This window comes from Sorangiineae bacterium MSr11954 (assembly GCA_037157815.1).
In the GTDB taxonomy this organism is placed as follows: domain Bacteria; phylum Myxococcota_A; class Polyangia; order Polyangiales; family Polyangiaceae; genus Pendulispora; species Pendulispora albinea.
In genome coordinates this window covers 6,982,473-6,994,726 of record CP089984.1, presented here as the reverse complement: position 1 = coordinate 6,994,726, position 12,254 = coordinate 6,982,473, and the positions used below count along the sequence as shown (strand labels likewise).

The following is a 12,254-nucleotide window of genomic DNA, read 5'->3' as shown; positions in this document are numbered from 1 at the left end:
GCGGTGTTCCCCGCAACGAGCTGCATACCTGCGCCCGTCTTACTCGAGAGCTCGCACCATCTTTCTTCGCTCAAACAGCTTGGTCGTGACCAACCCGAAGATGGGACGCTTTCGCCGCTTGCGCGACCTCCGAATCGAGCTTTCGGAGGAACTCTTGCCGCGTCGTCTCGCTCAGATCGACGGATTTTGCGTTTCCGCCCGCCACGACCGTGACGTCGTCGATGCCGATTATCTTGAGGATCATGCGCAGGTAAAGGGTCGCGATGTCGCGATCGCGAATGGGGGAGCCCTCCTTGTAGACGCCGCCCGATGCCATCAGGATCGTGCATTTTTTCCCGTGGACCAGGCCCTCTCCGGCGAAGCCGAGCGTCTTGCCTTTGCGAACGATGTGATCGATGTACGCCTTGAGGATCGCCGGCACGTTGTAGTTGTAGACGGGGGTGCCAATCGCGATGTCGTCCGCGGCCAGTATTTCGGCCACGAGCTCGTCGGACATACGTAGAAGGTCCTTCATCTCCGGCGTGTGTTGGTCCGAGGGGGTGAAGTAGGCGCGCAGCCACGGGAACGTTACGTACGGGAGATCCGTCTTCGTGAGATCCCGCTCGACAACCCGGCCACCAGGATGGTTGCGCGTCCACTCCTCGACGAACCGCCGGGTGAGACCGCGCGAGATGGAGTGCTCGCCCCGGGGGCTGGCTTCGACGACCAATAACGTACGCATGGAAATGCTCCTGAATGAGCGGCGGCTTCGACGTGGTGCGGGGATCGCCGTGGGCTTCGACCGCGCGCCGCCGCCGTGATGGAGAGGAAAGTCCCAACGGCACGCTCGATATAGGCAGGCCAACCCTTCTCGAAAAGAGATGCATTTGTGATAGAATCCATCAGTATCGGAGATGGATTTCACCGTGGGGGCGAGCCTCACCCTCGATCAACTGCGCGTTTTGGTGACGATTTGCGACACGGGGAGCTTCTCGGCTGCCGGGAGAGCGCTGGGCCGGGTGCAATCGGCGATCAGTCAAACCGTGAAAGCGCTGGAGGAGGCGCAGGGGGTCGAGCTCTTCGATCGCCGAAAACACAAGCCGACCCTGACCGCCGTGGGGGCGGTGCTCGTGGAACAGGCACGGACGGTCCTCGCGAGCGCGGATCGGTTCGCGGCCATCGCGGCGGGAACTCGGATGGGCCTCGAACCGGCTCTGGCCTTGGCGATCGATCCGCTCGTTCCAACCGCGCCGCTGATCGATAGCTTGCGCGCGCTGCAAGCCACCTTCCCGGATCTGCCCGTCTCCTTCTCGACCGAAGGCGTGAGCGGGGCCGAACGACGCTTGCGCGATGGCTCCGCGTCGTTGGCCTTCTGCCTGTTGCTGCCGTCCGTTCCGGACGACCTGACCGTTTACCCCATCATGGACCTGAGGCTCACCCCCGTCGCGGCCGCGGACCACACGCTCGCGCGTCTCGGGCGCAAGGTGAATCGAGCGGACCTCCAAGCCCACGTGCAGTTGGTGCTGTCGAGCAGCGCGGGAGCGGAGGGCGCCAGCTACGGCGTCGTCAGCACGCGCGTCTGGCGCTTCGTCGATCTGGGACGGCGGCTCGATTTTCTGCTCGCGGGCTTCGGCTGGTGCACGATGCCGTCGTACATCCTCGCGCCGTACCTTGCGGATGGCCGCTTGGTGGAGCTGGATGTGTCCGACGAGAGTAGGGCGCTCACCCGGCCGCTGCCGGTCTATGCGGCCCACGTTCGCGATCGGCACCTCGGCCGGGGAGGCCGCTGGCTTCTGGACGATCTGCGCAAACGGCTCGCAAAGTGACGCGCTCACCGCCTCGCGCCGAGCGCTATGCAGAGCCCGCCCGCACCTGCGGCCCGTGCGAATCGTCGCCGCCGGATCCCGCAGCGGACGCTGCCCCTCATCGGCAAGGCGGGATTTGACCGCCCCTGTACGCACGCCGCGAGTACAGGGACGGCAAAGAAACGAGCCAACATTCAGCCACCGGCTGACGCCCGGCTGAATAATGGTCGGGGCGAGAGGATTTGAACCTCCGACTCCTCGGTCCCGAACCGAGTGCGCTACCAGACTGCGCTACGCCCCGTGTGAAGCGCTTTGCCTTATGACGGGGAGCCGTCCAAAGGTCAATGGGATAAATCCATCGTACGGTCAGGAAAGTGCCGCGGACCCGAAAGCCCGCGGCTTTTTCGAATCAGGCCGTCCGAAGATTTGGGGCCTGGGCGCCCTCGCTCGGCGCCTCGTTCGACGGCTTGGGGTCGTCGCGCCGCGGTAGGTAGGGACGGCGCCAGGCGCCGCGCCAGTACCGGAGCCAGTAGAAGCTCGCCGAGAAGGTGGTCTCGGCGACGAAGCCGAGCCAGCCACCCAGCGCGCCCAAACCAGCCAACTTGCCGAGCAGGTAGGCCGCGGTCGGTACGCAGGTCCAAACGACCGTGGTGCCGATGAGCGCGGCGGCGCGCACGTCCTTCGCGCCGCGCAAGGCGCCGCGCAGGACGATGTTCACGGCGTCGAGCAGCTGGAAGACGGCGGCCACCAGGAGCAGGTTTCGCGTGATGCGCAGCACCTCGGGATCGGCCGAGAAGCTCCGGGCGATGCTGCTGCCGAAGACGGCGAAGACGATCCCGCAGATGGCCATGAAGCCCATTCCAAGCTGCAACGCCGCGCGGGTCACCCGGTCCGCCTCGTCGAGGCGGCGCTCGCCCAGGGCGCGGCCCACCAGGATGCTCCCCGCCTCGGCGATGGCGATGCCCGGTAGAAACGAGGTCCGGATGGTGGCCATCGCGATCTGGTGCGACGCGATTTCTTGGCTCGCCAGGGTGCCGAGCACGGCGGTGAATGTCGTGAAGGCGAGCGTCTCGGCGCCGAATTGAAAGGCGGTCGGCATCCCGAGCTCCCAGATCCCGCGACAGGCTTGGCGCAGGCCGAGCGCGCTCTTGGGCCCGCGCTTCATGTCGCGCAGGAGCAGCGCGCCCAGGATGATGCACTCCAAGTACTCCGCGCCGGCGGTGGCAAAGCCGGCGCCCCGCACGCCCAGGGCAGGCAAGCCCGCGTGCCCATAGATCAGGGCGTACGCCACCACGCCGTTGAAGACGTTGGCGGCCAAGCCGACGAACATCGGTGTGCGGGCATCGCCCGTGGCTTGCCGGTGCTGCTGGAGCGCCACCACCACGGTGAGCCCCACCGAGCCATAGGTGGCGGCGGAGAAAAAGTCGCGCGCGGGGGCGATGATGTCGCCCTCCACGCCGATGGCGCGCAGCAGCCACGAGATGTCGCGACCCAGGATGAACATCCCCACGCCGATGCCGACGGCCATGAGCATGCCCGCCTGCGCGTAGCGAACCCCATCGTGCGGACGACCCTCTCCCACGGCGTGCGCGGTCTGCACCTTGACCGCGCGCATCGCACCGAAGACGAGCGAGTAGCCGAGGTACATGATCATCGTCGCCAGGCCAACGCCGCCGAGCGCCGCGGGCCCGAGGCCCCCGACGAGCTTGGTGTCGACCAGGCCCATCATCGTCTCACCCCCCATGGCCACCACGATGGGCCACGCGAGATGAACGAGCTGGGCGCGCGTCTTTGCGCGCGCGGCGATCGACCCGCGCGCCTGCGCGGATCCCGCTTGCCCGAGATCCGGTCGCCCTTCGCGCACCAACCATGCACGCGCGTGGGCGACCCATCGTTTCAACCGACGTACTTCCGAAGAAAAAGAAGAAAACATGAACGCACTTCCTTGGAGCCCACCCGGCGAATTCGCCTCGCGCGGGCTCCGAAGAAACGCGTTGGCGACGATCAATCCTTACGCAGTACCGTGAATGCGAATGCGGGCGTGGATGAGACCCCGTCGCGGTAAGCGCAGAGCTCGCACACGTCGAACTCGACCCGACCCCAACGGATCGGACGGTTCACAGCGGTGCGAGAGATCATCGCGAACATCGTCTGCCGGTTATGATGGTTGAATTTGGCCTCGTCAAGGGCGTCGAAACATTTGCGCGCCCGCGACGCATCCTGCGCCAGCGCCCGTCGCGCGGCGCGCGGTGGACGAAGGAAGCAACGAGCGCGGCGCACCGCTGCCCGGGCCTTCGAGCACGCCCGATTCGAGCCCCGGCCGGCACGAACCCGACGCCCATGCGCCCGATGCGGACGCCCTCGATCTTCGGCCCGAGCACCCTGGACGACGCGGCGCGATTACCCGAGGTGCTCGTGCAAGAACGCGATGGTGCGCTCCCACGCCAATTGGGCGCTGTCGGGCGAATACTTGTTTGCGCGCGTGTCGTTGAAGAACGCGTGATCGGCGTCGTAGAGGTGCACCTCGATGGATTTGCCGTGCGACTCCAGCTCGCGTTTGACGCCCTCGGCGAGGGCGGGGGTCACCCACTGGTCCTTCTTGGCCACGTGGGTCAGGATCGGCGCGGTGACCTTGGAGTAATCGGCCTTGCCGGGGATCCCGTAAAAAGGCACGACGGCCGACAGGCCTTGCAGCTGGGTGGCCGCCGCAAAGGAGAGCGCGCCGCCCATGCAGAAGCCGATGATGCCGACCTTGCCGTTGGCGCGCGGGTGCGACTTCAGGTGATGGATGGCCGCCTCGATTTGAACGATGGCGCGCGCCCAGTCGAGCTTGTCCATCTTCTCGGAGGCGCGCGGCTCGTTCGTCAGCGGGACCTCTTCGCCGTCGTACAGATCGGGCGCGAGGGCGACGAAGCCCGCGTCTGCCAGGCGGGTGGCGATGGAGCGAATGTGATTGTTCACCCCCCACCACTCTTGCAGCACCACCACCGCGGGGGCCTTCGCCGGGGTCTCCGGCAGAGCCAAATCTCCCTTGACCGTTTCTCCGTTCTTCGCCGAAAAATCGATGCGTGTCGTCATGGCAGTCCTCTGGGTGGAAAGTCGGCCCCCGCGCGCGGCGAGCCCGGCTCGATATTGGTTCGGCGCCGATCATCGGCGATGCTAAGACGGAAGTCATGAGGATCGTCGCCGCTCTGGTTCCTTTGGCGTTGGCTGCGTCGCTCGGTGTTGCGGGGTGCAACAAATCCGACGATCCGCAGAACCTTCAACCCGTGAGCGGCGAGCAAAAGGTGGAGGCGAACGAGAAGGGCTTCACCCCGAGCACCATCGCGGTGAAGAAGGGCTCCACCACGCACCTGGTCTTCACCCGCACGACCGCCGACACCTGTGCCACCGAGGTGGTCTTCCCCGATCTGGGCATCCAAAAGGAGCTGCCGGTCGGCAAGCCCGTCTCCGTCGATATCCCCGCCGATCAGGACAAAACGCTTCGCTTCGCCTGCGGCATGGGCATGTTCAACGGCAAAGTCGTCGTGAAGTGACGCGCTCCCCCCGCGCGCGCTCTCACGTGGCCGCGCGCATCACCGCCTCGATGCTCCCGTGAACGATGTCCAAGAGCTGCGCGAGCTCGTCGTTGGGGATCGTGAGCGGCGGGGTGACATAGACCGTGTCCCCCAGCGGCCGCAGGTACGCACCGCGCCGGCGCGCCTCCTCGTACACGCGCCATCCGAGCTTGCCCAGATAGCCCCCGCCGGCGCTGCCGCCCACCGCGAGATCGGCCGCGCCGACCATCCCCAGGTTTCGCACGCGGGCCACCCCCGGCAGCTCCGCGATGCGCGCAAAGGCGCGCTCGATGAGGAGCGCCTTTTCGTGGCCGCGGGCGATGAGCTGCTCGTCGCGGAAGATGGCCAGCACCTCGCGCGCGAGCGCCGCGCCCAGCGGATGGCCGCAGAAGGTGTGCCCGTAGAAGAGCGCGCGGTCTTTGCTGCCGCGGAAGCCATCGAAGACGCGCTCGGTGGCCAAGGTCGCGCCCATGGGCAAGAGCGACGCGAAGGCTTTGCCGAGGCACATGATGTCGGGCGCCACCCCCGCGTGCTCCATGGCCCACATGGTGCCGGTGCGGCCATAGCCGGTGAACACCTCGTCGGCCACGAGCAGCACATCGTGCCGATCCGCGAGCGCGCGCAGCTCCACCAAAAACTTCGCGTCGTAGTTGCGCATGCCGGCGGAGGCTTGCAGCATCGGCTCGATGACGATGGCCGCCGTTTCATCGGCACCCTCGCGCAAGAGGCGGCCGAGCGCCTCGAAGGCGCGCGCGTACGCGTCGGGCTCGGGGAAGGGGACCCGCAGGCACGTGAGCCCGATCTCGCCCACCACCCGGCGAAAGACCTCGATGCCCCCCAGGCTCGCCGCGCCCAAGGTGTCGCCGTGGTAGGCGCCCTCCAGCACCAGCACCTTGCGCTTCTTGGGCGCGCCGGTCTGCGCGTGCATCTGCAGCGCCATCCGCAGCGCCACCTCCACCGAGCCGGATCCGTTGTCTGTGTAAAATACACGGGTTAGGCCGCGGGGCGCGATGGCGACCAGCTCCTCGGCGAGCAGCGCGGCGGGCGCGTGGGTGGTGCCGGCGAGCGAGCAGTGCAGGAACGACGAATCGGCCTGGCGCTTGAGGACGTCGACCAGACGCGGGTGCGCATGGCCCAAGACGGCCACGTACCAGGAGCTGTTGCCATCGAGGTAGCGCCGGCCGTCGACGTCTTCGAGCCACGCTCCCTGGGCGCGGGCGATGACGAACGGATCGACGTTGTCGATGTACTCGTCCATGGCCGTGTAGGGGTGCCAGACGTAGGCTTTGTCGGTTTGGACGATCTCGTCGCGGGTCATGTCCCCACTTGGATAGTCTCTACCCACGAAGAAAGAAACGCTCGATCGTCATGACGCGGAGAGCTCGGAGTAGTCGGCGCCCGCGGGCAGGCACACGGTGACCGTGGTCCCTTCGCCGGCGCGGCTCTCGATGAGCAGAAAACCTCCGTGCGCTTCCACGATGCGATCGACGATGGCCAGGCCGAGCCCGGTGCCGCTCGGGCGCGTGGTGAAGAATGGATCGCGGGCGCGCAAGCGAACGATGGTGTCCATGCCCTCGCCCGTGTCGCGGATGTGCACCGCGAAGCCATCGAACCCATCGTCTCGCCGCCGCTCGACGTGGAGCTGCAGCACCCCGCCGTGCGACATGGCCTGCACGGCGTTCTCGACCAGGTTGTCGAACACCTGCCGCAGGAGGCTCGAGTCGCCCCACACCTGCGGGTTCTCCACGTCGAAGCGGGTGGTGACCTCGATTTCCTTGGCCTTGATCTTGGCGAGCTGCAGGGCGCGGTTGATCAGCTCCTGGATGCGGATCTTGGATTTTTGCACATTGACGGGCCGCGCATAGCGCAAGAGATCCGACACAAGGCGATTGAGCCGGGTGGTCTCCTCCTCGAGGATGCCCAGCAGCGTCGTCTGGTCGTCGCGCGGCAAGGTGGGCCTTCGAAGGCCGGCCACCGCGTTGGTGATGACCGCCAGCGGGTTGCGAACCTCGTGCGCCACCACGGCCGCCAGCTCGCCCACCACCGCCAGCTGCTCCTTCTTTCCGAGCTCCTCCTGGGCCGTGTGCAGCTCGCGGTACGACTTTCGAAGCTCGCGCGTGGTGTGCTCGAGCTCCTCGGTGCGCGTCTCGAGCTCCTTGGCCACCGCCGTGTAGCGAATGGCGTACGAGCCGGCCGAGCCAAAGAGGAACGCCAGAAAGCCGAGCTGCCCGATGGCCGAGCCCCCGAGCGCGCCGGAGGAGACGGCGCCCTCGTGCATGATGGTCAGAAACAAGAGGAACATGCCGGCCGTCACCGGGAGCGCGTCCCTCAAGCCATCGAGGTAGAGGCGCGCCATGCGGTAGGTCGCCACCGCCAGCCCCGCCGCAAAGGCCACCAGCACGGCGCTGCCGAGCACCGTCAGCGGCGCGTGAAACAAGGACGTCCAGGCCGTGTCTTGCGCGTCCTCGGCGCTGCCCTGCAGCACATCGAACGCATCGAGCAAGCAGGCCGCCGCCGCCACCGCGTAGACGGGCCAGAGCCACCGGCGCGTTCGGGCCAGGGTCGCGCGACGCTCCGCGTAGTGGAGAATGGCGACCAGCGAGAAGACCACGCACGCAAACGGCAATCGCTCATCGCCGCCATGTGGGCCGGTATGCGCTAACGCGAGCAGGCGCGAAAGCGAATACCCAAATTGCGAAAGTCCGAAGATGGCGAAGAAGCCCAAGTCGCTCGCCCACGTCTCCCGCGACCAGACGAACACCGCGTACAACCCGACGAAGCCGTAGATCGCCAGGCTGCCGCAAAGGGCACCGAAGGACCAATCCAAGTTGCCAATACGATACACCCGTTTCGCTCGGGCCGGTTCTTCTTACCGCACCGCTGCGCGCTTCCACATGCGCGCGCCGTGCTCGGGCTCCGTGCTCGTGCTCACGCGCCGCCTCGGACTTTTCCGCTTGCCCCCTGCATGCGCACGCGCGGGTGCGGTGCAGGGGGTGCGGACGACGACGCCAAGCTTTCGGGAGGAGCGCTACTTCTTCGGGGCTTGCGCCGGTGCGCCTGCCGGTAGGGGGGCGGCGCCGGGGGCGGGCTTCGACATGTCGTGACCGGGCATGGCGTCCGCTTGGGCTTCGTGGTCGATCTTGATGTCGCGCGTCACGCTGTTCCACGAGCCGGGGACGGGCTTGTCGTTCTTGTCGACCAGATCGAGCTTCACCGTGTAGGCGCCGTTCTGCAGGTTATCGAGATAGAACGGCGTGCCGAACTTGGTGACCTTGGCCGTGAGGTTGCCCTCGATGCCCGGGCCGTTCACGGAGATGTTCACATGGTCCTTGTCGTCGGCGAGGACGTCGTTGGCCAGCTGGAAGTCGACCAGCACATGGTTGGCCATGTCGCCTTTGTACTCGCCCTTCGGCCGGCTGTAGACGAGGAGCGGCTTCTTCAGATCGGCCGTGGGCGCGCCCTTTTTGCCGATGTAAAACTCGGTGATGTGCATGGCGTCCTTGGTCTTCACCGACTCGTGGTTCGCGCGGCTCGGGAAGGTGACCAGCACATGGTGCCCCTCGCCCAAGGTCTCGCCGCCGGTGAGCTCCGACAGCTTGACCGGCGCCTTGGGATCGTAGATGGCCTTGTACGGCTTGTGGTCGAGGATCAGGTGCACGTGCGAGCTGCCCGTGGCGGTCTGCCAGTTCTTCACGTCGAGCTTCACGACGAAGTCGTTGGCCTTGTCGGCCGCGATGACCTGACCCTTGGTGGGCGCGGTGATGCGGGCCGTCGGCAGAGGTGCAGCGGGATCGGGGCTCGCCGCGCCTGCGGTGAGGGTGACCGGCGGCGCCGGCGGCTTCTCGGGGGGCGCGTCTTGCGTGGGCGCAGGCGGTGGTGTGGTGGCGACCGCAGCCGGCGGCGGCGGAGGCGGGGGAGGGGGCGGCGGCGGAAGATTGTCGCTTTCACCGCCACATGCCAGCAGAACGAGGCATAGACCTGGGAAAAAGGAGAAGGAAGATAAGGGGAGAGTTCGAGACAGGAAACGTTTCATGGGGCGGCTCCTTGACGTCGTTGGGGGTCACGATCGCTTCGAGCGCGTCCTTTCGCAATTGGAATTTGGGTGGCAGAGTACGAAGCAAATGCTCGGCTTCCGATTTCGCGAGACCATGCGCGGCACCTACCACCTCCTCGATGCGCCGCTCGACGAGCGCGCCATGGAGTTCTCCCTCGTGGCTCGCACCAAGGGTTTTCGTCGTTTTCTGCGCGAGCAGGTGGCCGAAATCGAAGGTGAGGTGACCCTGGAGGGCATCGCCGAAAAGAAGCCGCTGTCGGGGACGCTCTCGTTCAAGCTGCAGGAGAAGCGTCTGCCCTATGGCTTCTCCTTCAAGGACGACCAAGGCAAGGTCTACCGCGTGCGCGGTCAGAAAGATTTCTCCCTCATCTACCTCGCCGACTCCATCTCCACCTTGCCGCTCTCCATCTACGACGACGCGGATCGCGAGGTGGGCCGTGGGGTGGTGCGCTTCGATCTCCGCGGCGACACGGGAAAACTCTTGCGTTCGTTCCGTCTTCGGTTCGCGCTATAGAAGCTCCCATGGACCGACTCAGTGCCGACAAAAGCGTGCTCGTGGTGGTCGACGTTCAAGAGCGCCTGGCGGCGGTGGTCCCCGAGGACGCGCGGGCCCGTCTGATCCGAAACGCGGAGGTCCTGCTCGAGACGGCGGCGCGCTTGAACGTGCCGGTCCTGGCGAGCCAGCAGTACACCAAGGGACTCGGCCCCACCGTGAGCCCGCTGCGCGAGCGCCTCGAGAAGCTCGGGGTGGTGCCCTTCGAAAAGCTCGACTTCGATGCGTGCGAAGCCCCCGCCTTTGCGCGCGCCCTGGCCAACTTGGCCCAAGCTCGCCAGGCCGTCGTCATCGGGATGGAAGCACACATCTGCGTGTTCCAAACCGCGCGCGAGCTCGCCCGCCGCGGCTATGTGACCTATGTGGCGGAGGACGCCGTGGCGTCGCGCACCGAGGAGAACCGGCTGGCCGGCATGTCCCTCGTCGCCCGCGCCGGCGCCGTCCCCACCGTGACCGAGGCCATCGTCTTCGACTGGCTGCGCCGCGCCGGCACGGACGACTTCAAGGCCGTCTCGCGCCTCATCAAGTAGTCGAGAAACGGCGCGAGCCTCGAGGAAAGGGGCGCAGCAGCTCGCGCGCGCGTCGAAAGCCCGCGTTCGACCGGTGGTTTGACGCTTCGGCGTTGCACGCCAATTTGCCGAACGCAGGAACAAACTGTCGTTGGCCCGTGTCATCCTGGCAGAATGGAAGGCAACGAGGCACAGGCGTGGGGAAACGATGGGGCGTCGCGTGCGCCTTCGCCGGTGGACGCGGCGGGCGATGGCATCACGGTGCTGGTGGTCGATGACGAGCGCTCGAACGTGGAGTCGCTGCAGAAGATCTTCGTCCGCGAGGGGATGCGCGTCCTCGTCGCGTACGATGCGAAGCAGGCGCTCGAGCAGGTTCGCTCGCACCGGGTGACGGTGATGCTCACCGACTTGATGATGCCGGGCACGACGGGGCTCGAGCTTTTGCGCGCCGTGAAGCAGGTGTCGCCCGAGATCGAGGTGGTGCTCATGACCGCGTACGGCTCGGTGGAGGCTGCCGTGAGCGCCATGCGCGAGGGCGCGTACGACTTCGTGGAGAAGCCGCTCAAGCGGCTCACCATCGTCAAGAGCGTGCGCAAGGCGGCCGAGAAGCAAAAGCTCGTCTTGGAGAACCGCTCGCTCAAGAACGAGATCAAGCGCCTGACCACCCGCGAGATCGTGGGCAGCTCGCCCACCCTGCGCCGCGTAATCGATGTTGCCACGCAAGCCGCGCCCAGCATGGCCACCGTGCTCGTTCTGGGTGAGAGCGGCACCGGCAAAGAGCTGCTCGCGCGCTACATCCACGACCGGAGCGCGCGCGCCAAGCGCCCCTTCGTCGCCGTCAACTGCGCGGCCATCCCGGAGACCATCCTCGAGAGCGAGCTTTTCGGCCACGAGCGCGGCGCCTTCACGGGCGCGACCGGTAAGAAAGAGGGTCGCTTCGCCAAGGCCGCGGGCGGCACCCTCTTCCTCGATGAGATCGGCGAGCTCTCACCGCAGGTGCAAGTCAAGCTGCTGCGGGTGCTGCAAGAAGGGGAGTTCGAGCCCCTGGGCGGCGACACCGAGAAGGCCGACGTCCGCATCGTGGCCGCCACCAACCGCGATCTGCTCGCCGAGGTCTCCGCTGGCCGTTTTCGCGAGGACCTTTACTACCGGCTCAATGTCATCGCCATCACCGCCCCCCCGCTGCGCGCGCGGCGCGAGGACATCGCCCTGCTGGTGGATCATTTTCTCGGCCTCTACGCGGCCAAAAACGGCAAGGCCCGCCTGTTGGTGTCCCGCGGCGCGCTCGACAAACTGCTCGACTACCACTGGCCGGGAAACGTGCGCGAGCTCGAAAACGTCGTCGAACGCGCGGTCGTCCTCTCCCGCAGCGACACCCTGACCGAGCAAGATCTCCCCGACGCCATCGCCCACGCGGCGCCCCCCACGCCCACCGCCCTAACGTTCCCCATCGGCACGCCCCTCGAGGAAATCGAGCTACGCGTCATCAAGGAGACCCTGCGGCACACCAAGGGTGACAAGTCGGTCGCCGCCCAGCTCCTCGGCATTTCCACGCGCACCATCTACCGCAAATTCGATGGCGTCCCCGAGGGACCGGAGTCGCACGGGTAGGGTGTGACCACCCCCGATCGGGTTTCCGATCCGAGCCAGAGGGTCCACCCCCGTTTCGATCCCGCCTCCGCATCTCGTATGCGATCCGAGCAAGACCGAGGAGTCTCCGGGGGCGCCCAACCCCCCGCATCTCGTATCCAATGCGAGCAAGCCGGGAGCGCACCGCTCCTTTTGACACTTTGTCGC

General features: G+C 66.6%; 11 protein-coding genes and 1 tRNA gene. 5 read left to right on the top strand and 7 right to left on the bottom strand.

Annotated elements, in window-relative coordinates; genetic code table 11:
- Nucleotides 1–70: 70 nt before the first annotated feature.
- A complete protein-coding gene (locus LZC94_27070) occupies nucleotides 71–721 on the bottom strand; it encodes an NAD(P)H-dependent oxidoreductase (protein WXB11514.1) in 651 nt (216 codons plus the stop codon).
- 184 nt (nucleotides 722–905) lie between these two features.
- On the opposite strand from LZC94_27070, the gene LZC94_27065 reads away from it, so the two are divergent.
- On the top strand, nucleotides 906–1,805 hold the full coding sequence (locus LZC94_27065; protein WXB11513.1) for a LysR family transcriptional regulator: 900 nt from the start codon (nucleotides 906–908) through the stop codon (nucleotides 1,803–1,805).
- Nucleotides 1,806–2,008: 203 nt separating this feature from the next.
- On the opposite strand, the gene LZC94_27060 is transcribed toward LZC94_27065, so the two are convergent.
- The 3 genes from LZC94_27060 to LZC94_27050 all read right to left on the bottom strand — a co-directional run bounded on the left by LZC94_27060 (nucleotide 2,009) and on the right by LZC94_27050 (nucleotide 4,862).
- Nucleotides 2,009–2,085, bottom strand: a tRNA-Pro gene (locus tag LZC94_27060).
- A 108-nt stretch (nucleotides 2,086–2,193) separates the two neighbouring features.
- Complete coding sequence (locus tag LZC94_27055; protein WXB11512.1) at nucleotides 2,194–3,684, bottom strand: MATE family efflux transporter; 1,491 nt, start codon at nucleotides 3,682–3,684, stop codon at nucleotides 2,194–2,196.
- Between the two features lie 500 nt (nucleotides 3,685–4,184).
- Nucleotides 4,185–4,862 (bottom strand): dienelactone hydrolase family protein, encoded by a 678-nt coding sequence (locus tag LZC94_27050; protein ID WXB11511.1) that lies wholly within the window; start codon nucleotides 4,860–4,862, stop codon nucleotides 4,185–4,187.
- 95 nt (nucleotides 4,863–4,957) lie between these two features.
- On the opposite strand from LZC94_27050, the gene LZC94_27045 reads away from it, so the two are divergent.
- A complete protein-coding gene (locus LZC94_27045) occupies nucleotides 4,958–5,320 on the top strand; it encodes a cupredoxin domain-containing protein (GenBank protein ID WXB11510.1) in 363 nt (120 codons plus the stop codon).
- Between the two features lie 22 nt (nucleotides 5,321–5,342).
- On the opposite strand, the gene bioA is transcribed toward LZC94_27045, so the two are convergent.
- The 3 genes from bioA to LZC94_27030 all read right to left on the bottom strand — a co-directional run bounded on the left by bioA (nucleotide 5,343) and on the right by LZC94_27030 (nucleotide 9,374).
- On the bottom strand, nucleotides 5,343–6,659 hold the full coding sequence (gene bioA, locus LZC94_27040) for an adenosylmethionine--8-amino-7-oxononanoate transaminase (GenBank protein WXB11509.1): 1,317 nt from the start codon (nucleotides 6,657–6,659) through the stop codon (nucleotides 5,343–5,345).
- Between the two features lie 48 nt (nucleotides 6,660–6,707).
- Nucleotides 6,708–8,168: an ATP-binding protein gene (locus tag LZC94_27035; protein WXB11508.1), complete on the bottom strand. Its 1,461-nt coding sequence runs from the start codon at nucleotides 8,166–8,168 to the stop codon at nucleotides 6,708–6,710.
- A 201-nt stretch (nucleotides 8,169–8,369) separates the two neighbouring features.
- Complete coding sequence (locus tag LZC94_27030; protein WXB11507.1) at nucleotides 8,370–9,374, bottom strand: hypothetical protein; 1,005 nt, start codon at nucleotides 9,372–9,374, stop codon at nucleotides 8,370–8,372.
- Between the two features lie 88 nt (nucleotides 9,375–9,462).
- Here LZC94_27030 and LZC94_27025 point away from each other — a divergent pair, with 88 nt between their 5' ends.
- From LZC94_27025 to LZC94_27015, 3 genes are all read left to right on the top strand, one after another.
- A complete protein-coding gene (locus LZC94_27025; protein ID WXB11506.1) occupies nucleotides 9,463–9,909 on the top strand; it encodes a hypothetical protein in 447 nt (148 codons plus the stop codon).
- A gap of 8 nt (nucleotides 9,910–9,917) precedes the next feature.
- Nucleotides 9,918–10,478 (top strand): isochorismatase family protein, encoded by a 561-nt coding sequence (locus LZC94_27020; GenBank protein ID WXB11505.1) that lies wholly within the window; start codon nucleotides 9,918–9,920, stop codon nucleotides 10,476–10,478.
- Nucleotides 10,479–10,631: 153 nt separating this feature from the next.
- The gene (locus LZC94_27015; protein ID WXB11504.1) at nucleotides 10,632–12,068 is read left to right on the top strand and encodes a sigma-54 dependent transcriptional regulator; all 1,437 of its coding nucleotides are present in this window, start codon (nucleotides 10,632–10,634) and stop codon (nucleotides 12,066–12,068) included.
- Nucleotides 12,069–12,254: the final 186 nt, after the last annotated feature.